Genomic DNA, 24,424 nt, shown 5'->3' with positions numbered 1-24,424 from the left:
ATTCTGATGAACAGCCCTTATTTGAGCTTAGATCGTATCGATTTTAAAATTTTGGAATTACTTCAAGTAGATGGAAAATTATCTAATATTAAACTTGCTGAGTTGGTAAATTTATCGCCTACAGCAGCATTAGCGCGCGTACAAAAACTATCCAAAGAAGGCTTTATTTTAGGCTATGAAGCACGTCTAAATCCAATTTTATTGAACAATGGTTTTGTGGTTTTTGTTGAGATTTTATTAGATAAAACCACACCCAATGTCTTGGAAGATTTTTCTGATGCAGTACGACAAATTCCCGAGATTGTGGAATGTCATATGATTAGTGGTGGCTTTGATTTTGTCGTGAAAATTCGCTGTGCAAACATGGAAGAGTTCCGAAAAATTTCAGGACAAGTCCTGTGGCAGTTACCGGGAATAAAAGAAACGCGCAGCTATCCAGTGATGGAAGTGATTAAAGAAAGCATGCAGATCAAAGTGAAGCCGCCAGCACGGGCGAAATAAATATTAAACTCGCATGAGAAAAGGGGCATTTAGCCCCTTTAATCTGTGCGAAGAAAATTAAATTTCAGAGATTTCTTTTTGGTATTTTGCTTCTGCTTGTTCAAAACGTTCAACAACTTCTGTAGCTGGCGCTTTATCCATTAAACTTACGACTACGATGCTAATCCAAGAGAAGATAAAGCCCGGAACAATCTCGTACAATCCTAGATGCCCCATATAGTTTTTCCAAACAATCACAGTTACAGCACCCACGATCATTCCAATGATCGCACCATTTAAGGTCATGCGTTTCCACATTAGAGATAGAATAATCAGTGGACCAAATGCAGCACCAAAGCCAGCCCAAGCATAAGAAACCAAGCCTAGAACCTTGCTTGCTGGGTTCATCGCAATAACAATTGCAAGTACAGCAATGACCAATACCATGGCACGTCCAATCCATACGAGCTCATTTTGAGATGCATTTTTACGGATAAAACCTTTGTATAAATCTTCCGTCAATGTCGTTGAGCAAACCAAAAGCTGACAGCTTAGGGTACTCATTACTGCTGCTAAGATAGCCGCTAAAATGACACCTGCAATCCATGGATTAAACAGAATTTTGGTTAATTCCATAAATACCGTTTCAGGGTTTGCATTGACCACACTGGCAAGCTCTGGATGTGCTTGGAAATAAGCAATGCCGATATAGCCAGCGGCAACAGCGCCACCTAAGCACAGAATCATCCAAATCATACCAATACGACGTGCGGCAGGAATAGATTTCACTGAATCAGCTGCCATGAAACGCACAAGAATGTGTGGCTGACCAAAATAGCCTAAGCCCCATGCCATGCTTGAGATAATTGCCATGGCGCCTAAACCTTCAAAAAGGTTAGATGCTTGTGGACGTGCGGCTTCTAGTAAAACACCGATATCTTGGCTGTTACTGCCTAATGATAAATATGTAATTACTGGTGTGATTAATAAGGCGAAAATCATTAATCCTGCTTGGAAAGTATCTGTCCAACTAATGGCTAGGAAACCCCCAATGCAGACATAACTAATGGTTGCAATTGCACCAATCCACAGTGCTGTGGTGTAGTTCCAACCAAATAAACTTTCAAATAGTCGCGCGCCTGCAACCATACCTGAAGCACAATAAATCGCAAAGAACACTAAAATGACGACAGCAGAAAGGATACGCAAGATTCTTTTTTTGTCAGAAAAACGACTCGTGAAATAATCAGGCAAGGTCAGAGCATTGTTTTGATATTCAGTATGAACACGTAAACGACCCGCTACAATTAACCAGTTGAGCCATGCGCCAATAATTAAACCAATGGCAATCCAAGCTTCAGAAAGTCCTGAAAGATAAATTGCCCCTGGCAAACCCATGAGTAACCAGCCACTCATATCAGAGGCACCTGCGGAAAGAGCAGTTACCACGCTGCCTAAGCTACGACCGCCAAGAATATATTCATCAAAATTGTTTGTTGATTTATATGCGTATAAACCGATGGCAAGCATGGCAAGGATATAAAAAATAAAAGTGACTAATGTCGGGTTTAAATGGCTCATAGGCTTTTCGTCCTTAATAAAAGCGAATCATCTGCTTCCTAGATGAAATTTTGTACTTGTGTCATAAGTCGCAGATTCAAACATAGTTTAAAAATTACACTCTGTAACAATTAAGGGTGTTTTATGTATGACAAGTGTAATTTACATTTTTAGCAATTACATAGTGTTTTAGGTAAATGTCTAGAAGAATGCTTAAATTTATAGCGCTGAAATGCAGATCCATTTTTGAGCAAATATTATTGATCACGAAAATCAAACTTTATATTTTGCTATCAAATTACATAAACTTACATTCTAAACAAAAAATAAGTACTTGTAATATTTGGTTGCATTTCAGCATCATTTGAGATCTAGCGCGAAAGTGAAAACAGTTTGATGATGAAATATGCACAAAAATAGTGCGTAGATAGAGGGTATGCGCAGTGACGACGGTTCAAATGGAAATAACAAGATTAGAGCATGATTTGTTGGGTAATAAAGCAGTACCACAATCATGTTATTACGGGATACATACGCTTCGAGCAGTGGAAAATTTTCAAATTTCTTCACAAATCGTTGGGCGCAATCTAAATTTTATTCGTGCGATTGCACAAGTAAAAAAAGCATCGGCACAAACCAATCAAGAATTTGGCAGAATTCAGAACGATATCAGTTTTGCTATCCAGCAGGCTTGTGATGAGTTAATAGAACATCCAGAAAAGTGGACTGACTCGTTTCCGATCGACATTTACCAAGGTGGCGCAGGTACGTCCATTAATATGAATGCAAATGAGGTCATTGCCAATATTGCGTTGGAAACATTAGGCGAGGCAAAAGGGACATATCATCGTATCCATCCAAATGATCATGTCAATAAATCACAATCGACCAATGATGTTTATCCGACAGCATTGCGTTTAGCGACTTATAACGCTTTTGATGGTTTATTTAGCGTATTGAGGCAACTGGTAGATAGCCTATATATAAAGTCAGAAGAGTTCCAGCATGTTATTAAAATGGGGCGGACTCAGTTACAAGACGCTGTCCCAATGACTTTGGGGCAAGAGTTTCGAGCATTTGCAACTTTACTGAAAGAAGACTTAAAACTGATTGAGCAAACACGCCAACTATTATTGGAAATCAACTTAGGTGCAACGGCAATTGGCACAGGAGTGAATTCACCAGAAGGCTATGCTGCAAAAGTCGTGGAAAACTTAGCGCATTTAACAGGTCTTAAATTACAGGGTGCGGAAGATTATGTTGAAGCCACCAGTGATTGTGGTGTATTTATTATTTTATCGAGCTGTTTAAAACGTTTGGCTGTGAAACTATCGAAAATTTGCAATGATTTACGCTTGCTCAGTTCAGGGCCAAGAACAGGTTTGGCGGAAATCCGTTTGCCTGAGTTACAAGCAGGTTCATCTATCATGCCTGCAAAAGTTAATCCTGTGATTCCAGAAGTGGTTAATCAGGTCGCATTTCGCGTAATGGGCAATGATTTAACGATTACGATGGCGGCAGAAGCTGGACAATTACAACTTAATGTTATGGAACCGGTTATTGCACTTGCAATGAATGAGTCAATTGAGCTTTTGGTGAATGCAATCATTTCATTGGATACCAAGTGCGTTCAAGGTATTGAGGCAAATACCCAAGCATGTTTTGATGCCGTGATGCGTAGTGTTGGAATCGTGACATTATTAGATCCAGTTTTGGGTCATGCAAAATGTGATGAAATTGGCAAGCAATGTATTGCTGAAAATAAAACCATTCGACAGGTTGTATTAGAGCAGGAGTTATTAACTGAGCAAGAACTGGATGAAATTTTCTCCATTGAAAACTTGGTTTCAGAGGTTACACCGTTCAGTATGCCACTTGCGCAAGTCAGCTAGTGTCAACCTTTATATAGCAAGATAAAGAAACTATATAGAACATGAAAATGAACTTAAAAAGAGTGAAGCATTGCCTTCGCTTTTTTTATTGGGAAATGTTAAGTGGCTTAGTTTTCAGCACCGATTTAACGCGTGCTTATATTTAAAATACTCAGCGATAAGCTGTATTTTCGCAGTACAATACAGCTTTTACCACGCTATAAATCTGTATGTTTAATAAGTTAAGCCAACTATTTAAAGGTTCAAAACCATCAGCTGAACAAATTTATTTAGAACAACATCATATTCAGCATGATGAAACGCAAGGCTATATTATTGATGGTGTCGTGCTAAACACACTTTCAGAACGTATGGAATACTTATCAAATCGAAAATTGACGAATTTTAATGATCTAAAACAACTCTATTCAGCGGCTATGATTATCAACGAAAAAATTGATTTGGAAATTGCCAACCAACGTTTTGTTGCACGGTTAGGCAATACCGAAGAAAATTTACTTCAGTTCAAAAATTACGTAAAACTGCTAAATGACTATTATTATGAGTTTGTTCGCGATCGAAAATAATTCAGTAGGCTTTAATCTTCACAACATGTATGGCACACATTTTATTTTATAAAGCGTGTATAAAAGTCTTTGATTTGGGGTAGAAAATAACGCGAGGAAAATGCAACGTGTTAATATGTGCTTAGGTGATTAAAACATTAAAAGCTATTCCCATGTTCCAGCAAGAAATTTCACAACTCAATCTAAAACAGCTTAAAGCTGGCGAAAAGCGGTGGGTCGGAAACTTACAAGGCTCATCTGCGGCGCTGTTATTTAAAGAAATCAGTAAGCAGTCCAAACAACTGTTCGTTATAGTAGCGCGCAACAATCAGCATCTTGGGCAATTGGAAAGCGAGCTGGAATTTTACGGAATAAAGCCTACGATTTTTCCAGATTGGGAAATCTTGCCTTATGATCGCTTATCACCTCATCAAGATATTGTTTCTGAACGGTTAGCAATTTTATCTAATATGCCGCAGCAAGGTGTATTGTTGGTTTCAGCAACAACTTTAGCACAGCGCATAGCACCCACATCATGGGTCTTAGGCGAACACTTTGATATTAAAGTGGGTCAAAAATTTGATTTAGAACAACAAAAAGCACGCTTGGTACAAGCGGGCTATCATTTGGTCGATACCGTCTATGACCACGGTGAGTTTGCCGTCCGTGGTAGCATCATGGATATCTACGCTTCGGGGCAAAGTGCTCCAATTCGTATAGACCTCTTTGATGATGAAATTGATAGCCTAAAATTCTTTGATCCTGAAACTCAGCGCACCACGCAAAATCTTCAGCAGTTTACCGTTTTACCTGCCAAAGAATTCCCTTTAAAAGAAGCACGATCACTTTTTCGTGATCGCTATGCAGAAAGTTTTCCTTCAGCAAATCCGAAGAAAAATCCAATTTATCAAGATGTACACGACGGCATCTCATCACCTGGGATTGAGTTTTATCTACCGCTATTTTTTAGCAAAAGTGCAATGCAGGAGCAAAGTACGCTATTTTCGTACTTACCAGAGAATGGCATTGTCATTACAGATAAAGCGATAGATGATGGTTTGATTCAATTTTGGTCAGATGTGGTACGACGCTATGAAGATCGTCGTCATAATATTGATCAACCGATTTTGCCGCCAGATGAAGTCTTTTTACAACCGAATCAGGTGTTAGAACATCTGAATAAGATGCGTCGAATCGTTGCTTCGCCTGAAGCATTTGATGAAAAAGCGGGTGTGCTCAATCTGAGTACTGAAGTGCCACCACGTTTACCTGTCGATCCAAAACGTGAAAAACCATTTTTAGCCGTAAAACAGTATATCGACAGTGCAAATTATCCTGTGCTTTTGGTTGCTGAAAGTGCCGGTCGCCGTGAGACTTTAAAAGATGCACTACGACCTAGTTTAGGTGATATTCCAACAGTTGAAGGCTTTGATGAATTTATTGCATCCATGCATGCGATTGCAATCACCAATGCGCCACTAGATCGTGGGTTACTCTTAACAGATAAGCTCAGCGTTATTTCGGAAAATCAACTTTATGAGCATCGGGTCGTTCAGCGTCGCCGTAAACGTCAACAAGAAGTATCCGAAGAGTTTTTGGTACGCAGTCTGACCGAACTCAGCATTGGCGCACCTGTTGTACATATTGATTATGGCGTAGGGCGTTATGCAGGCTTAATCACCTTAAGTATTGATGATCAAGACCATGAGTTTTTACAGCTCGATTATGCAGATGCAGCCAAAGTCTATGTTCCTGTGACGAACTTGCATCTTATCAGCCGATACAGTGGTGGTGATCCAGATTTAGCACCTTTACACAAGCTCGGCACAGATGCATGGTCAAAGGCAAAACGTAAAGCACTTGAACAAATCCATGATGTTGCAGCGGAACTTTTACATATTCAAGCGCGTCGACATTCAAAACCGGGTTATGGTTTTGAGTTGGATCAAAGCTTATATATGCAATTTGCGAGCGGCTTTGCTTATGAAGAAACGTTAGATCAGGCAAATGCGATTGAAGCCACAATTTATGATATGCAACAAGCCAAACCAATGGATCGTTTGGTTTGTGGTGACGTCGGTTTTGGTAAAACTGAAGTTGCTATGCGTGCAGCATTTGTGGCTGTACAAAATAATAAACAAGTTGCGGTTCTCGTTCCAACCACCTTACTCGCGCAGCAGCATTATGAATCCTTTAAAGATCGTTTTGCTGATTGGCCAATTCGTATTGAAGTTCTATCTCGCTTTGGCTCATCAAAATCACATACCAAAACCATAGAAGACTTGGCTGACGGTAAAGTGGATATTGTCATTGGTACCCACAAAATTTTGCAAGAAAGTGTGCAATTTAATAACTTGGGTCTGATGATTGTCGATGAAGAACATCGCTTTGGTGTACGTGATAAGGAGCGTATTAAAGCCTTACGTGCCGATGTGGATATGCTGACATTAACTGCAACACCGATTCCACGAACATTAAATATGGCGTTTAGTGGGATGCGGGACTTATCCATCATTGCTACACCGCCTGCGCGTCGTTTAGCGGTTAAGACCTTTGTACAAGAGCATACGGATGATGCAATTAAAGAGGCAATTCTGCGTGAGTTATTACGTGGCGGTCAGGTTTATTTCTTACATAATGAAGTTGATACCATTGAACGCGCAGCTGAAAATTTAAGAAATTTAGTTCCAGAAGCGCGTGTAGCTGTCGCGCACGGACAAATGCGTGAGCGTGAGTTAGAGCAAGTCATGCAGCAGTTCTATCACAAAGAATATAATGTTTTAGTCTGCTCAACCATTATCGAAACAGGTATTGATGTCCCGAATGCTAATACAATTTTGATTGAACGGGCAGATAAACTTGGTCTGGCGCAGCTACATCAATTACGTGGTCGTGTTGGACGATCACATCATCAAGCCTATGCCTATTTACTTGTACCATCGCTCAAAGGCTTAAAAGGCGATGCCGAAAAACGTTTAGATGCGATTTCACGCGCTTCAACTTTAGGAGCAGGTTTCATGTTGGCGACTGAAGATTTGGAAATTCGTGGCGCAGGTGAATTGCTAGGTGAGCAACAAAGCGGATCAATGCAAACGATTGGTTATAGTCTGTATATGGAAATGCTTGAAAAAGCTACAAAAGCCATTCAAAAAGGTAAAACACCAAACTTTGATTCCCCATTGTCATTAACCTCTGAAATTAGCATGCATATGCCAGCCTTAATTCCAGATGAATACTTGGGGGATGTGCATCAACGACTGTTGTTCTATAAACGTATTAGTAATACGGACAGCCAAGAAAAGCTAGATAACATTCGTATGGAGCTAATTGACCGTTTTGGTTTGCCGCCACAACCAGTGAAGCAGCTATTTTCTGTGCATCAACTTCGCTTAAAAGCTGAACAATTAGGTATAACCAAAGTTGATATTGCGGCACAAGGAGGTAGTATCGAATTTTCTCCCGATACTCCAGTACAAGCGATTTCAATTATTCAAATGATGCAGAAGCATCCGACTTTCTTCCGTATGGAAGGTGGGCAGCGCTTAAAAGTAATGGTGATGTTAGAAGAATATGACAAGCGCATTCAATTTATAAACGATTTACTAGACAGTTTATTGAAAGAATTAGCACACTAATAAGTCATTATGGCCTGTAAATTGCTTCTTTAATTCAGTTAAATGCAATTGGCGTTTTTTCAATAGAAGAAACGCTTGATTTTTTTGAAATATTTATTACAGTCGTAAGAACTGAATGTTGAATTCAAATGCAGTTTATTTGTAATGAAACGTTCTGTACCGAATATTCACACCCTTTAGGATGTGATAGTATTAGCCATCATTCTAATTTTGCATCATTTATAAAGATATGTTTAGTTTACATCCACAACTTGCTCAAGATACGTTTTATGTAGGCGACTTTCCACTGTCAACATGTCGTTTGATGAATGATATGCAATTTCCGTGGCTTATTCTAATTCCACGTGTGCCGGGTATCACAGAGCTTTATGAATTAAGTCAGGCAGACCAAGAACAATTCTTACGTGAATCAAGTTGGTTATCTAGCCAATTAGCACGTGTTTTCCGTGCAGACAAAATGAATGTTGCTGCATTGGGCAATATGGTCCCACAATTGCATTTTCATCATGTGGTTCGTTACCAAAATGATGTGGCTTGGCCTAAACCTGTTTGGGGTACACCAGCAGTTCCATATAACAACGATGTTTTGGCACATATGCGTCAAACATTGATGTTAGCGCTTCGCGGTCAAGGCGATATGCCATTTGATTGGCGCATGGACTAATCCTGATTTACGGACAATATCTGGATACTAGGAAAATGGAAGTCCGTATGGGGGCGATCGAGTGCCGTTAGACAATCTAATTAGCAAAGAACCTAAACAGTTTGAGTATTTTCATCGTTTGATGGGGTATATCATGCTGTCTTTGGTAATTGTTGTCTATCACTACACTCAACCCGATACGCAATATCAAATTTATATTCCAATATTTCTCAGTGTCCTGTTACTGATTATTCCAAAGCTATCGCATTGGTTAATCTATCGATATAGTAATAGCGTAAAACGCAGTGTTCTTTTTATTATCGATATTGTCATTATTTCAGTTTTACTTTCTGCAATTCACTTAAATTTAGTCCTGACATTTCTCGCTTTCTTTGCCTTGTTGTATACAACAATTTATAACAAAATCAACTTCATGATGTTTGCCTTGGCAAGCCTCATTGGCATTGCAGTTTTTTACTTATGTAATATTTATATTTTTGGTTTTCAAGAGTACTTTGAGGCGACCAGTAGTGAGCTGACGGTACTTGGTTTTATGTGTTTGATTACCTACTTTGGCGTCGGTACTTTTTATCAACGCAGTCAAGTTCAATCTTTAACCAATAAAAAAGATCATTATTATGATCAAATGAATCGTTATATGGAATTTGCTAATCAGCTCAGTCGTTATGCACCGATGCAGCTTTGGCAATCTATTATGAAAGGTGAGTCTGAAGCCAAAATTGAATATAAGCGTAAGAAAATGACCATTTTCTTCTCAGATATTCAAGGTTTTACAGAGCTTTCAGAAACCCTTATTCCAGATGATTTAGCCTTCCTGCTGAATGATTATCTAAGTCATATGACTGAAATTGCCAAACAGTATGAAGCGACTGTCGATAAATTCATGGGAGACGCAATTCTTATTTTCTTTGGTGATCCGCATAGTCAAGGCGTTGAGCAGGATGCAAAAACCTGTTTAGAAATGGCCATGGTAATGCGTCAGCAAATGAAACTTCTGCGTGAACGCTGGATTAAAATGGGTTATCCGCCACTTCATATCCGTATGGGTATATCGACTGGTTATTGCCACGTGGGGAACTATGGTGCTGCACATCGTATGGCTTATACCATTGTTGGTCGTGATGCGAACTTGGCAGCGCGTTTACAAAGTGCCGCTGAAGTGGATGAAATTTTAATTTCAGATGACACACATCATTTGATTAAAAATGATTATTTATGTGCACCGAAAGCACCGATTTTTCTCAAAGGGATTAAGGGGCCAGTGCGTACATGGCAAGTGATGGAAAAATATACCTCACAAAAAACCGATTACCAACGCTGGTTTGATTATGAATACAAAGGCTTCAATCTATTGCTGAATTTGGATGAAGTACAAAACTTTGAATATCCAGAATTGATTCATGTATTAGAACGTATGATTAAGCGTTTACAAACTCAGCAAAAAATGACCAATTCGGAAGGGATTGTTAAATTAAATCTTGAAGACGAAGTGATTGAAGAAATTAAGAAAACCGAATCTCATACTTAAATTTCTTGTATATATCATCACTCATAATTGTTAATCGTTCACAATTATATTCCAATCTTTTTCAGGTCATTGACCACAAGTAAGAATAGGCATTTAAAATTATTTGCTAAATTCATCTGCAAATGGCCATAAAAAACAGCTCTTGGTGAGCTGTTTTTTAAATCGTTACAGGATGATTTAGTGATTTTCCGACGCATGGTTAATTGTATATTTCGGAATTTCAACTTCTAAATCTTCGTCTTCGATTTTCACTTGGCAAGAAAGACGAGAGTCAGGCTCTAAGCCCCAAGCGCGGTCAAGAAGATCTGCTTCAACATCATCCATTTCGTCAAGCCCATCAAAACCTTTGCGTACAATGACGTGGCAAGTGGTACATGCTTTAGACATATCGCAAGCATGTTCAATTTTGATGCCATTTTTTAACATGCTTTCGCAAAGGTTGGCATTTGCTTCGACTTCAAACTCAGCGCCATTTGGGCAAATTGTTGCGTGAGGCAATACTTTAATACGTGGCATAGTCTTTACCTGTTAATTAATTTGAGTTTGACCAATCATCGAGTTTAGTGCCTTTTAATGCGGCATCAATGTGCTGATTCATACGCGCAGCGGCAAACGCATCGCTATGTATTTTAAGCTGTTCAACAGCATGTTCAATAGCTTTGATATCGGTGCTTTCTAATGCTGTATCTAATACTTTGCGTGCAGCAGTTAAATCAGTTTGCTGTTGCTCAGTCAGCAACTGTGCATCAACTTTAAGTGCCTGGTCGAGTGCTTCGAGTTCACGTTTTGCTTCGACTTTGGTTTCTTGCAAATGACGTAAGTTTTTATCTTCTTCAGCAAACTTGTAGCCATCTATCAATAAACGTTCGGTATCGGCATCTGATAAACCATAAGAGGGCTTAATGTCAATTTGTGCATGTACACCAGAAGTGGTTTCTTTAGCAGATACAGTGAGTAAACCATCTGCATCGACTTGGAAGGTTACTTCAATACGGGCTTGTCCAGCAGTCATTGGTGGAATACCGCGAAGTACAAAACGTCCTAAACTGCGACAATGTTCAACCAGATCACGTTCACCTTGTACCACATGAATCAACATTGCTGTTTGACCATCTTGATAAGTGGTGAATTCTTGGCGACGCGCCACAGGAATAGCAGTATTTCGTGAAATTAAACGCTCAACCAAACCACCCATGGTTTCTAAACCTAGTGATAATGGTGTGACATCTAGAAGCAAAGAACCATCTTTAGAATTGCCAATGAGTTGGTTGGCAGTAATAGATGCCCCAATTGCAACAACTTCATCCGGGTTAATGGTGCAAAGTGGCTCTTGATTGAAAACTTCAGCTACTGCTTTTTGCACGGCATAAGAGCGGGTCGAGCCACCCACTAACACAACGTTTTGAATGTCGTCTAGTTCAAGTTTGGCATCACGCATCACGCGTTTACAAACACTAATAGTTTTATCTAATGCAACTTTAATAATTGCTTCAAAAGTAGGGCGGTCTAAAGTTAAAGACTGGTCTAATACCTTAAGTTCAACAACATCTGTATCACTTAGCGCTTCTTTTGCTTTACGCGCAGAAACAATGAAATGTGCAAATTCAGCATCATCTAAAGTTTCAATATTCAATTGCTTTTTAGCCCATTTCACGATTAGGCGGTCTAAGTCATCACCACCGAGTGCCGTATGACCACCAGTTGCTAGAACTTCAAAAACACCTTGAGAGAAACGTAAAATTGAAACGTCAAAAGTACCGCCACCTAAGTCATAAATTACATAGTTTTGATCATGTGCAAGATTTGTTTCTTGATCTAAACCATAAGCCACAGCTGCAGCAGTTGGTTCATTTAATAAACGAAGAACATTTAAGCCTGCAAGTTGGGCTGCATCACGTGTTGCTTGACGCTGTGCTTCGTCAAAATAAGCGGGAACAGTAATAACTGCACCATTGACTGGGTTATTTAAGCTACTTTCTGCACGGTCTTTAAGTTGTTTTAAGATTTCTGCAGAAATTTCAACTGGGGTTTTACGACCTTGAGCGGTTTCAAATGCTGGCATTTCATTCGCTTCACCTGCAAGTGCATATGGGTGTTGGAATTTAATGTCGGCTTTAGAGCGACCCATAAAGCGTTTAACAGAAACGATCGTATTTTTAGGATCTGTCGTTAAAAAAGCTTTTGCTGCATCACCATATTCAGATGATGATTCGCTATAGTGTGCAATAGATGGAAGTAACACTCGACCGTGTTCATCGTTGAGCACTTTTGCTTTACCAGAAAGTACCGTGGCTACTAAAGAGTGTGTAGTCCCAAGGTCGATACCAATCGCAATGCGGTGTTCATGCGGTGCACTTGATTGACCAGGTTCTGCAATTTGCAAGAGAGCCATGTGTTACATCCTTTGAACGTCAAAAATTAAAAATAAATTAAAAATCATCATCTAAATCAAAGCTATCATCGTCTAAAAAGCGATCTTCAGCTTTTTCAATGTCTGCCATTACTTTTTGGAAAAAACGTAATTTACGGACAGTGTCGCGAGCTTCAGCCCAATCTTCATCATCGTAATCGATTTTAAATTCACGTACTAAACCATCAATCCATTGTTGAACTTCAGTTTTAAGTGAGGTGAGGTCATCGGCAGAACCAGCTTCGTCCAATTGCTCACGAATTTCGAGTGCATCTTGGAGGAATTCAAAATCGCTGATGGATTGATCAAGATGGTAATCTTGTTTTTTTAGGCTGAGTAGATAAGCTGCACGGCTATCAACGTTTGATAAAGCTTTAAATGCCTGATTAATTTCACTTGATTTAATCAGTGCAAGATCTTTGTCTTCAGCTTTATCTGGATGATATTGTTGCTGCAACTTTAAAAACTCAGATTTTAAAACAGCTAAATCAATATCGAGTGCTACAGGTAAGTTAAACAACTCAAAATGATTCATGGGAGAATTTGTCCGCGATAGATGTGTAAAAAATGTTGCTTTAAATGCAATTAAAACAGTGAATAGTACACTGTTTTAATGCGAAAAAGGGAGTATTGCAGCCAGGTTAAACAGTGAAAGATTCACCACAGCCGCATTCGCCTTTTTTATTCGGATTGTTAAATTCGAAGCCTTCGTTTAAGCCGTTTTTAACATAGTCCATCTCCATACCTTCAAGATAAACCAAGCTTTTCGGGTCAACGAATACTTTAACACCAAACTGTTCAAAGACTTGATCATGTGTGTCGACGTCATCTACAAATTCAAGCACATAAGCCAAGCCAGAACAGCCTGAAGTTTTCACGCCAACGCGAATGCCTTCACCCTTACCGCGATTCTTCATGTAATTGCTGATATGAGTTGCAGCATTTTCAGTTAAATGGATCATGAAAACTCCGTTAATCTTTCTTAAAACGCTTAAACAATTAAGCTTTTACTTTCTTGCTACGATAGTCTTCTACAGCAGCTTTAATTGCATCTTCTGCAAGTACAGAGCAGTGTACTTTTACTGGTGGAAGCGCAAGCTCAGTTGCGATATCAATGTTTTTAATTGCTTGAGCTTCATCAAGCGTTTTGCCTTTAAGCCATTCAGTTACTAAAGAGCTAGACGCAATTGCTGAACCACAACCGTAAGTTTTGAAGCGTGCTTCTTCAATTACGCCATTGTCATCAACTTGAATTTGTAGACGCATTACATCACCACAAGCTGGTGCACCGACCATACCTGTACCAACGTTTTCTGCATTTTTGTCTAAAACACCAACATTACGTGGGTTTTCGTAATGATCAATTACTTTTTCGCTATAAGCCATGATGCTTCTCCAAAACTCGGGGTCAGCCTAAGATTAATATGGGGGTGAAATTACATTTATCAATGAGATAGCCTTAAAAATAAAGCTATCTCACCGGGTTGAATTAGTGTTCAGCCCATTCTACAGAGTTTAGATCGATACCTTCTTTGTACATATCCCAAAGAGGAGAAAGATCACGCAATTTTTCAACTGCAGACTTAGTGATTTCAAGTACATGGTCAATGTCTGCTTCAGTGGTATATTTACCAAAACTGAAACGGATTGAGCTATGTGCAAGTTCGTCTGAAAGACCAAGGGCACGAAGAACGTATGAAGGTTCTAATGTTGCAGAAGTACATGCTGAACCTGAAGATACTGCTGCATCTTTAAGTGCCATCATCAACGATTCGCCTTCAACAAAGTTGAAGCTAACGTTTAAGTAGTTTGCAACGTTGTATTCTGGGTGACCATTTAGAAAAACTTGTTCAAGACCTTGCAAGCCATTCCAAAGTTTGTCACGAAGTACGCGGATACGTGTTTGTTCTGCATGTAGGTTTTTACCTGCAAGTTCAAATGCTTCACCCATACCGACGATTTGGTGAGTCGCAAGTGTACCAGAACGCATACCACGCTCATGACCGCCACCATGCATTTGCGCTTTAATACGCACACGTGGTTGACGACGTACATAAAGAGCACCGATGCCTTTAGGACCATAGATTTTGTGGCCTGAGAAACTCATCAAATCAACTTTCATTGTTGAAAGATCAATTTCTACTTTACCTGCAGCTTGCGCAGCATCAACGTGGAAATATGTTTTGTTTGCACGAGTCAATTCACCGATTGCAGCTACATCTGTAGTTGTACCGATTTCATTGTTTACCATCATCAAAGATACAAGAATAGTATCTGGACGAAGTGCAGCTTGAACCATTTCAGGTGTAATAAGACCTGTTTTAGCTTCTGGCTCAAGATAAGTAATTTCGAAGCCTTCTTCTTCAAGCTCGCGGCAAGTATCAAGAATCGCTTTATGTTCGATTTTACTTGTAATAATGTGTTTGCCTTTAGAACCGTAGAACTGAGCAATACCTTTAAGTGCAAGGTTGTCAGATTCAGTCGCACCTGAAGTCCATACGATTTCGCGTGGATCAGCTTTTACAAGATTGGCTACTTGTTCACGAGCATATTCTACTTTTTCTTCTGCCTGCCAGCCGTAAGCGTGTGAACGTGACGCTGCGTTACCAAAAGTACCGTCAAACGTTAAACATTCCATCATACGTTCTGCGACTTGAGGATCTACAGGAGTAGTTGCTGCATAGTCAAGATAAATAGGACGCTTCATGTTCAAATACCTGTAACCGATAAAAGGGCTGAATCAAAGTTTGCTGAGTTCTGGCGAAGTGATACGGTTTGAACGTTGTCACGTGCTACAAGGTCAGCAAGGGTGATTTTTGCGAGATAATCGGCAATGTGGTGGGAGAGTTCCTGCCATAAATCGTGAGTCAAACACATCGCACCATTTTGGCAGTTACCTTTATGGTCACAACGCGTTGCGTCAACTGTTTCATTTACAGCTTCAATAATTTCCAAAACAGTGATGTCTTCAGCACTACGAGCAAGGTGGTAGCCACCATTTGCTCCACGGATACTGGACACTAAGCCGTGACGCTTTAATTTTGCAAATAACTGCTCTAAATAAGCAACTGAAATGGTTTGACGAGCTGCAATTTCGGCAAGAGTAATCGTCTGTTCAGTAGGCTGCAAAGCTAGATCGAGTAGAGCAGTCACTGCGTAGCGACCGCGAGTTGTTAAGCGCATGATTCGATACACATGTTAAGTCTAGATGTGCAGATTTTATGAATCCTGACTAAAATAGTCAAGTTTTTTTAAGAATGTTTATTTGTTTTATTTTATGTGAAAAATTATGTATTTAGTTGAACCACACATTATACACTAATAACGTTATTAAAAGAACAGCTATTAGACTAAAAGCGATGTTAATACGTTTTTGACGACGTTCAATTCGTTTAATACGATTTTTGTATTGCTTAACTTCAACTTGTAAAGTATTGATTTTTGAGCGCTGTTGATCGATTTTCTCTAAAAGTGGAGCAATACGCTTCTTAGATGCAATGACATCAGTTTCATCTGTAGGTTCAGATAACCATTGTTTCCAATCGGCTAGGATTTTTGGAACACTAAATAATGTAACTAAATCACGAAATTCATCTTTTAGGACTAAATCCCCATCGATGCGCATTTTTTTAATACTTTTACGATTGCCAAAAACAAATATTTTTATCAGATCCATCAATGTGGTACGTACGTCTAGATCGATTGCTTTGTCTGGAGACTTTGTGTCAAAGAGGATACCATGCTCAGAGAATTGAACATAAAAGTCAAAGTAAGGAATATAGCTGTTTATTTTTAGTGCAATTTTTTGGTCAACAAATTTTTTAGCTTGTAATGCTACAACACGATCATGTTTTAGAATAAAGGTAAAAATAGTTTCTAAAACAATCAGGGTCATAGTAAGCAACAAATGAGGTTGAGCTTGTGTTTGTTGCGTATCACTCATAAAAAAAATGTCCTTTTAAAATCATTAAGCGCCAAAAGCGAGCATCCTGCTCAAATCTGAGCTAACAATATACCAAAAAGTTGGTAATTCAACAGCTTTGTAGAACAGTTTAGCGAATCTATCAAGTAATATGTTTGCTATTATGAGGATAAATTGTGGTTCACATGTGAGTGTGCACATAAAATAATCAGGAGAAGTGCAATTTATGGAAAAATTAGAAAGCATTAATGATGATGTGCCATCAACAGCAGATAAACCTTTGAAATCACGTAGTCGTGGACAATTTGATCGAAAGTCAAAAATGGACTTTCGAAAGTATACTAAGCAAATTTGGCTTGCTGGTTTAGGTGCTTTTTCACGTGCTGAAGGTGAAGGAAATAAGCTTTTTGACTCTTTAGTCAAAGTTGGTGAGGAGCTTGAGTCCAAAACAATTGATATTGCTGATCAAACTGTCGAAAAAGTTTCAGAAAAAGCTAAGGAATCGGTTACAGATACCAAAGATAAAGTAGAAAAAATTTTAGATAATAGTGTTAATCATTCTTTAAACCGTTTAGGATTAGTCACTGTAAAGGATTTACAGCACCTAGAAAGGCTTATACTTCAATTACATACTAAAGTTGACCAATTGACCGAAGAAAATGCTCAATTAAGAGCCGAAATATTAAAAAAACGCTAGAATTTTTACTATTATCGAATTTTCAAGGTTTTTTTCGTCAAAAAATTATATAAAAAGAGGTTGAGGAGTATTGCGTTTAACCCTAAAGCATTGCTATAAAGGCGCTATGGCGTTTTAAACAAATTCTTGAACCTTAAATAAACGATATTAAGAGGACGTAATTTTCATGAATAAATCAGAATTAATTGATGCAATTGCAGAAAATGGGGGATTATCTAAGGCCGATGCCGGTAAAGCTTTAGATGCTACAATTGCTGCAGTTACTAGTGCACTAAAAGCTGGTGATACAGTTACTTTAGTTGGTTTCGGTACTTTCAGCGTTAAAGAACGTGCTGCTCGTACTGGTCGTAACCCACAAACTGGTGCGACTCTAGAAATCAAAGCAAGTAAAGTTCCAAGCTTCAAAGCTGGTAAAGGCTTGAAAGATTCTGTAGCTTAAGTCGATTAAGCTTATTAAACGCGCCAACTTTGGCGCGTTTTTTATTGGTAAATGTGATTAATCTATTTATCGCATTCATTCATCACGGGTTTTCGGTTAAAATTCACCGCAAATAAAATATTGGAATACTTATGGAATCGTTTCGTAAAGTCATTAGAGGTTGGTTGGGCAAAGTGTTGCTCATTTTGTTTTTGACCCCTTTAGCACTTGTAGGTATTGAAGGATATTTTAGTGGTGGTTCAAAAGATGCAGCTAAGACTGTAAATGGTACTGAAATTTCCAAAAAAGAACTCGAAGCGTTAACGAGCTCATTAAAAGAACAATATCTAGCTTATGCACAAGGTGATGAAACATTGTTAAACCAAAGCTTTATTAATAATAAAGCAATGGATACGCTGATTTCTCGTCAATTGTTATTGCAACAAGCAGATAAACTTGGCATTAGCCTTAGTGATGCTCAAATTGTACAAATGATTCATCAACAGCCAAGCTTCCAAGTGAATGGCGTATTTTCTGATGAGCAATTTGCAAAGTACTTAGAATCGATTGGTATGAATAATCGTGCGTTTGTTGAAAACTTACGTAAAGATCATTCTTTGAAAATGTTGTCTACAACGTTCATGCAATATGCATTGGTAAGTAAGTTGGATATTTTGCAGATTGCGAATCTTCAAACCGAACAACGTAGTATTCAGTTGGCAAGTATTAATCTTGAAAACTATAAGAAAAATGTGAAAGTAACCGATGCTGAAATTGCAGCATATTACGAAAAGCATAAAAACAAGTTTAAGCAAGCCACTAGTGTTGATGTTGACTATGTATTGTTAACACCTGCAAATATTACTGCTCCAGTTGAGCCAGCGACTGACGCTGAACTTAAAGAAGCGTATGACGCTTTTGTTGCAACTGCACAGAAATCTGTTAAACCTATTGTTAAACACATTTTAATTACTGCAGACAGTCGTTCAGATGCTGATGCGAAAAAACTCGCTGAAAGTGTTGATGCAAAAATCAAAGCAGGCTTAAGTTTCAATCAAGCTGCAGCTCAATTTTCAGAAGACCCTGAAAGTAAAGCAAAGGGTGGTGAACTGGCAGCTTATGAAAAAGGTGTATTCGGTGATGCATTTGATGCTGCTGTAGAAAGTGCAAAATCTGGCGCTGTTTCAGCACCTGTTAAAACTGATGCAGGTTATCACTTGATTCAAATTGAAGCACCTGCTGTGAAAGTTGCCTCTTTTGAACAAGAGAAGCCACGTTTACAAGCTGAAGTTGCAGCATCGAAAAAAGCCAATATTTTCTCAGATACTGTAAATAGTCTGAATGATATGGTGGTTAGCAGTGATGCATTAGATGTTGTTACTCAAGAAGTTAAAGGTGCAAAAGTTCAAACGGTTAAAGGTTTGACATTGGCATCACAGCATCCTGTACTCAGTGATGCAAATGTGAAATCAAAATTGTTTAATGATGATGTAAAAAATGGTGAGCGTAATGTTTCATCTAGCATTCAGTTGAAAAATGGCGATACCGTTTGGGTAAAAGTGCGTAATTATCACGCTGCTGGTGTGCAAACGCTTGCAGAGGCTAAAGCACAAGTTAAGACCCAATTGATTGAGCAAAAAGCATCAGATGCAGCGAAAGCACAAATTCAGGCAACATTAAATGCATTCAATACTCAACCTGCGGCAAGTGTTGCTAAAGGAAGTTTGAACTTTGAAAATGCAGGCACATTTACACGTGCTGATGGTTTGTTGAAACGTGAAATCCAACGTGCTGCATTTAGTGCAAAAACACCGAAAGAAGGTCACTGGTCTGTAGTTACAACGAATTTGCCAAATGAATTGGTGGTAGTTGCTGTAACAAATGTGAAAAAGCAACCAGAAGATGCGTTGACTGGTGAGCAACTTACTGAATTGACTAAGTTGTACCAGCAGTTACGTGGTCAACAAGAGTTTGATGATTACACTCGTTATCTAAAAGACCATGCAAAAATCAAATAATTGATTGATGTAGTAAAAACCAGCCTGAGGGCTGGTTTTTTTATGTCATAAACTGACAGTAAAAACAAAAAATAGAAAATGGGCAAATTTGAATTGAATTAATTTTGTCCTCGATATTAAAAAATAAACCCTTTTCATTGCTTAAAACACATCTTGAGGAAGTAAGCATTTTTTTCTTTAAAGTACATTGTTTTAAGAATGTAGCGTATTCAAAAATATGTCTCATCTTAACGGACTATTTCTGTGTATTGTTTTGATGTATCTATATGAAATACGACAGAAGAGCATAATCTTAAATGGTGTGGGGGACATGCCAGTTTGAGAGGCAGTGCAATAGCAGTTTTAGCCTTATTTGAAATTTTATCGACGTTTCGCTTAGCTGTTTAATATGAGTAAAATGAGCAAATAAAAAGCGAGATGATTCTCGCTTTTTATAATGTGAAATAACCAATTTTAAAAAAATTAAGTACGCACCTTAATTTCATAACCCGTATATTTACGAATATTAATTACACCTGTATCTAAAATTAAATACTGACCTTTAATCCCTTGTAATTTACCGCGGATAATCGGAGTTTTATCTAGATTGTGCGATTTAATTTTTTCAGGATATTCTTCCACAGGATAAATAAATTGACGAGGAAGTTCATCTTCGAGTAATTCAACAGTTTCATTGAATTCAAGTTTTCGGCTGTATTCTTCACGGATGGTTTGAATTTTGGGTGCAAATTCTTCAACCAACTGATCACGAATTTCAACTAAATTGATTGGTTCAGCTTCGCCTTTTAGGAGTTTACGCCAATCGGTTTTGTCAGCGACTTGTGTGCCAAACATGACTTCAAGCTGACCAGATAGGCGGCGCGAGCCAACTTTCATGATTGGTAGTGCTTGGGTGGCACCTTGATCTAACCAACGTGTCGGCATTTGACCTAAGCGGGTAATACCGACTTTTAATGCGCTCGAATTGGCCAAATAAACAATATGAGGTTGGAAGCAGACTTCATGTGCAAAATCATCCTCACGGCAAGTACCGAGGTGATAATGGCATGTTTCGGGCTTCATAATACACATATCGCACGAGGCTTTAGTCTTCATGCATTTGAAGCAATGACCTTGTGAATAAGACTTTGGTGTTTTAGCACCGCAAGAAACACAGTAAATATTACCTGTGGCTTCAATCTCAATTTCTTGGCCAATATTAAACGGCAGATCAACTTCTGCACGATCTAGAATAAATTTATACTCAACATTTGCCTTGTGTGTATGTTGATCAGTTACACTAAGGTCCTTAAGACCGGCATGCATTTTATGGCAAATGCCTTGTAGTTCCATACAAATAATCTCTCAATATTAAAGGATGCGGTAAATGGCTGAACAAAATGTCATCACTTCTATGCTAGACGATTTGTCAAAAGAGCAGCCCATTTCTACCGCAACGTGTATTGGTCAAAATCTTGAACAATACAATCAATTTCATCCAATTCAATGGCAATATTTTAACGTAACTGAGTTTTTAAATCTGCCTTTTACCCAACGTTTTGACCTTGGTTTTGTGATTCTTGATACAGAGGAAATGGTAGCACTGTCTGAACAGCAGAAAACCCAGATGTTAGTGAAATTACGTGACCTCATGGCAAAGCGTATTGTTGTGGTTAGTAAACTGCAAGATGAGCGTCTATTGCGTGCTTTAGGGTTTACACAGCTAATTGATAAAACAACTCATGAAAGTGATTTTGCATTGTGGCAGTTTAATATTTTGACCTATAAACATATTCCAGATTGGTTTAATTCAAAATTTTGGGCGAATCCTGAAAACTGGGATAAATTCCGTTGGTAACAAGTACTTAGTGTACTTTTTGTTGCAAAAAGTAACAAACAAATCTGATTTAATCCGTGTTTCCAACGTATGCTGTAAAGCAGGTTTAAAACAGGAAAAATAAAATGACGAATTTAAACAATATTGTCGAAATTTTAGCGAAACAAGCGCTTGGCGGTTCAACAGGGCAAAACCAACAAGGTGGTTTAGGTGGCATTCTTGGTTCTGTATTGGGGCAGTTGGGGAATAATGCAAATACACAAAACCAAGCGGGCGGACTTGGTGGTATTTTAGGTTCAGTACTTGGACAGCTAGGTGGTGCAGCTCAACCACAACAACGCACCAGTGGTGGAACAAACACTTCGGCTATTCTTATTGCAGTTTTACCTTTGGTTTTGGCTTGGATTCAAAAACAAGGTGGCTTACAAGGCGCACTAGATAAATTGCGTGGCCAAGGTCTTACTAGTCAAGTGGATGATTGGGTGTCGACTGGGCCAGGTGACAATGCTGAAGTAAATAATCAACAGGTTCAAAGTTTGTTTGATGATGCTGAAATTGAAAAAGTGGCACAAGAAACTCAGACACCTAAACAAGAAGTATACAGCGCAATTTCTACAGTATTGCCACAAATTATTGATTCATTGACTCCTCAAGCAGGTCAAACCAATCAAAGTGAAGCCAATGCGGATATTCAGCAAGTAATGAATTTGGTTTCAGGTTTTCTTAAACGCTAAAAATCTTTTACCCTAAAAATAAAAAAGCCAGTGTTCACTGGCTTTTTCCATTTAAAAATGAATTATTTGGAAAATATAAAATAGACTTAAGATGGGTTAAATAAACGATTCGAAGCACAAATCTTTTTACCAATATAAAGTGACTTCTTTTGACGTATTAAAATAATTTTGGATTGAAATTCGAGCTCACCAAATTCAGGTTCAACTTGTACATAATGTAATTGACCATATTCATCACGAACGCGTGCTTGTGCAGAAAATCCGGGACGAGCATTGCCGCTGGATATGGTAGCTAAACGTCCAAGTAAGTTGACAGTTTCTTTCTTGTATTTGGGTGGGACAACCTGATCTAAGCAGTGAATCATAAAAACGGTGAAAAAGATTGCAATAATTAGGGCAGGCAGCATGAGGTAATAAGCAGGGATAAAACGATTTTCTTGTGCGTGAATACAAAACTCTAAGACATAGCCTGCGAAGCTAAAATTCATGAGTAAAAAGAATAAAATTAATGTTTTGGAAAATTTAACATTAAGTAATGGTAGTTCTTCTAAGCGCTGTGGCGCAATTTTTTTGAGTAATTGGCTTGGGCTAATATTAATGTAATAACCAATGGTTTCTACCATGCCCAACAAAAGCACAGCCAATAAACTTAAATGGAAAGGGATTAAGTTATAGTCTGTTAAAAATGCGGACATGGTGATATTCCAGAGCTTATTCTTCTGTGAGGTAAATTCCACCATCAGAATGCACGTTAATCTCTACTTTTTCAAGAGATTGTCCTTGGCATGGACCAGAAATACATTCACCAGATTCAACCATAAATAAAGCGCCATGGGTTGAACACTCAATAAACTCTTGGTCACGGTCTAAAAATTGGTTTTCCAAAAATTCCAATTCAACTTGTAGGTGAGGACATAGGTTTTGGTATGCGTAAAAAATACCATCACGTTGAGTAATAAAAATCGTATCGCCATTTGGCGTTTCATATGAGCGTGCTTCACGTTCAGGCACGTCATCGGTCATGCAAATTTTAAACATTAAGCACATTCCTTTTGGAAAGTCTGTAAAAGCGCAGCGTAGTCTTCAACCGCAAGTCGAGGACCAAATTGAGAAACTACTTCACTAGAAATTAAAATCGCCAGTTCTGCGGCAGTTTTATAATCATGACCAGCATTTAATGCATAAAGGAATGCACCAGCAAATGCATCGCCCGCACCGTTGGTGTCGACAGCTGTGACTTTGCGACCTGGAACAGTAAATGTATTGGCTTCATTGTGAATTAAAGCGCCTTTTGCACTTAATGTAATGACAATGTGTTTACTTAATGATTGCAATTTGGCTAAAGCAGCCTCTAAAGTTTCGGTTTCGGTATACATTAGCGCTTCTAATTCATTACAGAACAGTAGATCTACACCATCATCTAGAAGTTCATCTAAACCTTCACGTGCATACTGAACCATTGCTGGATCAGAAAGCGTTAGCGCAATTTGGACATTATTTGCTTTGGCAATTTCACGTGCTTGCTTTACAGCTTGGCGTGCAGTATCTGATGTTGAAAGATAACCTTCAATGTATAACCATTTTGCTGAATTCAATGCAGAAAAATCAATTTGAGTATCAGTTAATTCAGCGGTAATACCTAAATAGGTATGCATGGTACGTTCAGAGTCTGGGCTAACCAATACCATACACGTACCCGTCACACCTTCACTGATGGATTGAGTAGCAGTTTGAATGCCTGCTTCATTTAAGCCATTTAAGTAAATTTGACCTAATTCATCATTACCTACACGGCAACCATAAAATGCAGAACCGCCTAATGCACTAAATGCCACAGTCGTATTTGCAGCAGAACCACCAGAAGCTTGACCTTTATAATCTTGAGTGGTTTTTAAATTGTTATAAAGTGCAGCTTGAGTGTCACCATCCGTTAATTGCATGGTGCCTTTTTGCAAATTTTGCTGAATAAGGAATTCGTCAGAGACTTTAAATTCTTGGTCAATAAGTGCGTTACCAATTGCAAAAAGGTCAACTGTTGCCATGTTGTTCAATCACATCAAAAAATGAAAGTGTTAAGTTTACACGAATGCTCAGGATTGCTGTAG

The 24,424-nt window shown here is 38.6% G+C and carries 24 protein-coding genes; 11 read left to right on the top strand and 13 right to left on the bottom strand.

All coding sequences use genetic code 11. The annotated features are described in order from the left end of the window. Positions 1-6 precede the first annotated feature (6 nt). A complete protein-coding gene (locus tag B9T33_RS03940) occupies positions 7-501 on the top strand; it encodes an Lrp/AsnC ligand binding domain-containing protein (RefSeq protein WP_086177658.1) in 495 nt (164 codons plus the stop codon). Positions 502-558: 57 nt separating this feature from the next. Here the strand turns inward: B9T33_RS03940 and putP are convergent, their stop codons facing one another. Continuing rightward, positions 559-2,061 (bottom strand): sodium/proline symporter PutP, encoded by a 1,503-nt coding sequence (gene putP / locus B9T33_RS03935; protein WP_086177657.1) that lies wholly within the window; start codon positions 2,059-2,061, stop codon positions 559-561. A gap of 437 nt (positions 2,062-2,498) precedes the next feature. On the opposite strand from putP, the gene aspA reads away from it, so the two are divergent. The 5 genes from aspA to B9T33_RS03910 all read left to right on the top strand — a co-directional run bounded on the left by aspA (position 2,499) and on the right by B9T33_RS03910 (position 10,304). Further along, a complete protein-coding gene (gene aspA, locus B9T33_RS03930; protein ID WP_086177656.1) occupies positions 2,499-3,932 on the top strand; it encodes an aspartate ammonia-lyase in 1,434 nt (477 codons plus the stop codon). 209 nt (positions 3,933-4,141) lie between these two features. Continuing rightward, positions 4,142-4,498 carry a hypothetical protein gene (locus tag B9T33_RS03925; RefSeq protein ID WP_086177655.1) on the top strand — a complete coding sequence of 119 codons (357 nt, stop codon included), beginning with the start codon at positions 4,142-4,144 and terminating at the stop codon, positions 4,496-4,498. Positions 4,499-4,650: 152 nt separating this feature from the next. After that, entirely contained in the window at positions 4,651-8,112 is a 3,462-nt protein-coding gene (mfd, locus tag B9T33_RS03920; protein WP_086177867.1) for a transcription-repair coupling factor, read from the top strand. A gap of 229 nt (positions 8,113-8,341) precedes the next feature. Beyond that, on the top strand, positions 8,342-8,776 hold the full coding sequence (locus tag B9T33_RS03915) for an HIT domain-containing protein (RefSeq protein WP_086177654.1): 435 nt from the start codon (positions 8,342-8,344) through the stop codon (positions 8,774-8,776). 61 nt (positions 8,777-8,837) lie between these two features. Continuing rightward, the gene (locus tag B9T33_RS03910) at positions 8,838-10,304 is read left to right on the top strand and encodes an adenylate/guanylate cyclase domain-containing protein (protein WP_086177653.1); all 1,467 of its coding nucleotides are present in this window, start codon (positions 8,838-8,840) and stop codon (positions 10,302-10,304) included. Positions 10,305-10,481: 177 nt separating this feature from the next. On the opposite strand, the gene fdx is transcribed toward B9T33_RS03910, so the two are convergent. The 8 genes from fdx to B9T33_RS03870 form a co-directional block, all read right to left on the bottom strand. Beyond that, complete coding sequence (gene fdx / locus B9T33_RS03905) at positions 10,482-10,820, bottom strand: ISC system 2Fe-2S type ferredoxin (RefSeq protein ID WP_086177652.1); 339 nt, start codon at positions 10,818-10,820, stop codon at positions 10,482-10,484. A gap of 16 nt (positions 10,821-10,836) precedes the next feature. Next, positions 10,837-12,696: a Fe-S protein assembly chaperone HscA gene (gene hscA / locus B9T33_RS03900; protein WP_086177651.1), complete on the bottom strand. Its 1,860-nt coding sequence runs from the start codon at positions 12,694-12,696 to the stop codon at positions 10,837-10,839. 37 nt (positions 12,697-12,733) lie between these two features. After that, the gene (hscB, locus tag B9T33_RS03895) at positions 12,734-13,249 is read right to left on the bottom strand and encodes a Fe-S protein assembly co-chaperone HscB (protein WP_086177650.1); all 516 of its coding nucleotides are present in this window, start codon (positions 13,247-13,249) and stop codon (positions 12,734-12,736) included. 106 nt (positions 13,250-13,355) lie between these two features. Next, positions 13,356-13,676 (bottom strand): iron-sulfur cluster assembly protein IscA, encoded by a 321-nt coding sequence (gene iscA, locus B9T33_RS03890; RefSeq protein ID WP_086177649.1) that lies wholly within the window; start codon positions 13,674-13,676, stop codon positions 13,356-13,358. A gap of 37 nt (positions 13,677-13,713) precedes the next feature. Further along, positions 13,714-14,100, bottom strand: a complete 387-nt coding sequence (gene iscU / locus B9T33_RS03885; protein ID WP_078188667.1) for a Fe-S cluster assembly scaffold IscU — start codon at positions 14,098-14,100, stop codon at positions 13,714-13,716. A gap of 103 nt (positions 14,101-14,203) precedes the next feature. After that, positions 14,204-15,421 carry an IscS subfamily cysteine desulfurase gene (locus B9T33_RS03880; protein WP_086177648.1) on the bottom strand — a complete coding sequence of 406 codons (1,218 nt, stop codon included), beginning with the start codon at positions 15,419-15,421 and terminating at the stop codon, positions 14,204-14,206. A gap of 2 nt (positions 15,422-15,423) precedes the next feature. Further along, on the bottom strand, positions 15,424-15,897 hold the full coding sequence (locus tag B9T33_RS03875; RefSeq protein ID WP_086177647.1) for an Rrf2 family transcriptional regulator: 474 nt from the start codon (positions 15,895-15,897) through the stop codon (positions 15,424-15,426). Between the two features lie 112 nt (positions 15,898-16,009). Next, positions 16,010-16,657 carry a hypothetical protein gene (locus B9T33_RS03870; RefSeq protein WP_086177646.1) on the bottom strand — a complete coding sequence of 216 codons (648 nt, stop codon included), beginning with the start codon at positions 16,655-16,657 and terminating at the stop codon, positions 16,010-16,012. A gap of 205 nt (positions 16,658-16,862) precedes the next feature. Here B9T33_RS03870 and B9T33_RS03865 point away from each other — a divergent pair, with 205 nt between their 5' ends. The 3 genes from B9T33_RS03865 to B9T33_RS03855 all read left to right on the top strand — a co-directional run bounded on the left by B9T33_RS03865 (position 16,863) and on the right by B9T33_RS03855 (position 19,769). Beyond that, positions 16,863-17,333: a phasin family protein gene (locus B9T33_RS03865; RefSeq protein ID WP_086177645.1), complete on the top strand. Its 471-nt coding sequence runs from the start codon at positions 16,863-16,865 to the stop codon at positions 17,331-17,333. Positions 17,334-17,499: 166 nt separating this feature from the next. Beyond that, a complete protein-coding gene (locus B9T33_RS03860) occupies positions 17,500-17,772 on the top strand; it encodes an HU family DNA-binding protein (protein WP_086177644.1) in 273 nt (90 codons plus the stop codon). 131 nt (positions 17,773-17,903) lie between these two features. Next, the gene (locus B9T33_RS03855) at positions 17,904-19,769 is read left to right on the top strand and encodes a SurA N-terminal domain-containing protein (protein ID WP_086177643.1); all 1,866 of its coding nucleotides are present in this window, start codon (positions 17,904-17,906) and stop codon (positions 19,767-19,769) included. 462 nt (positions 19,770-20,231) lie between these two features. Here B9T33_RS03855 and B9T33_RS03850 read toward each other — a convergent pair whose 3' ends face one another. Further along, positions 20,232-21,101 carry a DUF2797 domain-containing protein gene (locus B9T33_RS03850; protein ID WP_086177642.1) on the bottom strand — a complete coding sequence of 290 codons (870 nt, stop codon included), beginning with the start codon at positions 21,099-21,101 and terminating at the stop codon, positions 20,232-20,234. A 34-nt stretch (positions 21,102-21,135) separates the two neighbouring features. Between B9T33_RS03850 and B9T33_RS03845 the strand changes: the two genes are divergently transcribed. Continuing rightward, positions 21,136-21,606, top strand: a complete 471-nt coding sequence (locus tag B9T33_RS03845) for a DUF6231 family protein (protein ID WP_086177641.1) — start codon at positions 21,136-21,138, stop codon at positions 21,604-21,606. A 104-nt stretch (positions 21,607-21,710) separates the two neighbouring features. Next, positions 21,711-22,319, top strand: coding sequence for a YidB family protein (locus B9T33_RS03840; RefSeq protein ID WP_086177640.1), 609 nt, complete (start codon positions 21,711-21,713; stop codon positions 22,317-22,319). A gap of 86 nt (positions 22,320-22,405) precedes the next feature. On the opposite strand, the gene B9T33_RS03835 is transcribed toward B9T33_RS03840, so the two are convergent. Genes B9T33_RS03835 through B9T33_RS03825 form a run of 3 tightly spaced genes read right to left on the bottom strand, consistent with a single transcriptional unit; the run spans position 22,406 to position 24,361 of the window. Next, positions 22,406-23,014: an OB-fold-containig protein gene (locus B9T33_RS03835; protein ID WP_086177639.1), complete on the bottom strand. Its 609-nt coding sequence runs from the start codon at positions 23,012-23,014 to the stop codon at positions 22,406-22,408. 16 nt (positions 23,015-23,030) lie between these two features. Beyond that, positions 23,031-23,342: a Rieske (2Fe-2S) protein gene (locus B9T33_RS03830; RefSeq protein WP_171263573.1), complete on the bottom strand. Its 312-nt coding sequence runs from the start codon at positions 23,340-23,342 to the stop codon at positions 23,031-23,033. A gap of 14 nt (positions 23,343-23,356) precedes the next feature. Continuing rightward, on the bottom strand, positions 23,357-24,361 hold the full coding sequence (locus tag B9T33_RS03825) for an adenosine kinase (RefSeq protein ID WP_086177637.1): 1,005 nt from the start codon (positions 24,359-24,361) through the stop codon (positions 23,357-23,359). Positions 24,362-24,424 lie beyond the last annotated feature (63 nt).

The organism is Acinetobacter sp. ANC 5054 (assembly GCF_002135295.1).
Taxonomy (GTDB): Bacteria; Pseudomonadota; Gammaproteobacteria; order Pseudomonadales; family Moraxellaceae; genus Acinetobacter.
This window is presented reverse-complemented; position numbering and strand designations above follow the sequence as displayed.

Coding starts and splice junctions, on each gene's coding strand:
- B9T33_RS03940 (WP_086177658.1), top strand. CDS start 7: ATGAACAGCCCTTATTTGAGCTTAGATCGTATCGATTTTAAAATTTTG.
- putP (WP_086177657.1), bottom strand. CDS start 2,061: ATGAGCCATTTAAACCCGACATTAGTCACTTTTATTTTTTATATCCTT.
- aspA (WP_086177656.1), top strand. CDS start 2,499: ATGGAAATAACAAGATTAGAGCATGATTTGTTGGGTAATAAAGCAGTA.
- B9T33_RS03925 (WP_086177655.1), top strand. CDS start 4,142: ATGTTTAATAAGTTAAGCCAACTATTTAAAGGTTCAAAACCATCAGCT.
- mfd (WP_086177867.1), top strand. CDS start 4,651: ATGTTCCAGCAAGAAATTTCACAACTCAATCTAAAACAGCTTAAAGCT.
- B9T33_RS03915 (WP_086177654.1), top strand. CDS start 8,342: ATGTTTAGTTTACATCCACAACTTGCTCAAGATACGTTTTATGTAGGC.
- fdx (WP_086177652.1), bottom strand. CDS start 10,820: ATGCCACGTATTAAAGTATTGCCTCACGCAACAATTTGCCCAAATGGC.
- hscA (WP_086177651.1), bottom strand. CDS start 12,696: ATGGCTCTCTTGCAAATTGCAGAACCTGGTCAATCAAGTGCACCGCAT.
- hscB (WP_086177650.1), bottom strand. CDS start 13,249: ATGAATCATTTTGAGTTGTTTAACTTACCTGTAGCACTCGATATTGAT.
- iscA (WP_086177649.1), bottom strand. CDS start 13,676: ATGATCCATTTAACTGAAAATGCTGCAACTCATATCAGCAATTACATG.
- iscU (WP_078188667.1), bottom strand. CDS start 14,100: ATGGCTTATAGCGAAAAAGTAATTGATCATTACGAAAACCCACGTAAT.
- B9T33_RS03880 (WP_086177648.1), bottom strand. CDS start 15,421: ATGAAGCGTCCTATTTATCTTGACTATGCAGCAACTACTCCTGTAGAT.
- B9T33_RS03875 (WP_086177647.1), bottom strand. CDS start 15,897: ATGCGCTTAACAACTCGCGGTCGCTACGCAGTGACTGCTCTACTCGAT.
- B9T33_RS03870 (WP_086177646.1), bottom strand. CDS start 16,657: ATGAGTGATACGCAACAAACACAAGCTCAACCTCATTTGTTGCTTACT.
- B9T33_RS03865 (WP_086177645.1), top strand. CDS start 16,863: ATGGAAAAATTAGAAAGCATTAATGATGATGTGCCATCAACAGCAGAT.
- B9T33_RS03860 (WP_086177644.1), top strand. CDS start 17,500: ATGAATAAATCAGAATTAATTGATGCAATTGCAGAAAATGGGGGATTA.
- B9T33_RS03855 (WP_086177643.1), top strand. CDS start 17,904: ATGGAATCGTTTCGTAAAGTCATTAGAGGTTGGTTGGGCAAAGTGTTG.
- B9T33_RS03850 (WP_086177642.1), bottom strand. CDS start 21,101: ATGGAACTACAAGGCATTTGCCATAAAATGCATGCCGGTCTTAAGGAC.
- B9T33_RS03845 (WP_086177641.1), top strand. CDS start 21,136: ATGGCTGAACAAAATGTCATCACTTCTATGCTAGACGATTTGTCAAAA.
- B9T33_RS03840 (WP_086177640.1), top strand. CDS start 21,711: ATGACGAATTTAAACAATATTGTCGAAATTTTAGCGAAACAAGCGCTT.
- B9T33_RS03835 (WP_086177639.1), bottom strand. CDS start 23,014: ATGTCCGCATTTTTAACAGACTATAACTTAATCCCTTTCCATTTAAGT.
- B9T33_RS03830 (WP_171263573.1), bottom strand. CDS start 23,342: ATGACCGATGACGTGCCTGAACGTGAAGCACGCTCATATGAAACGCCA.
- B9T33_RS03825 (WP_086177637.1), bottom strand. CDS start 24,361: ATGGCAACAGTTGACCTTTTTGCAATTGGTAACGCACTTATTGACCAA.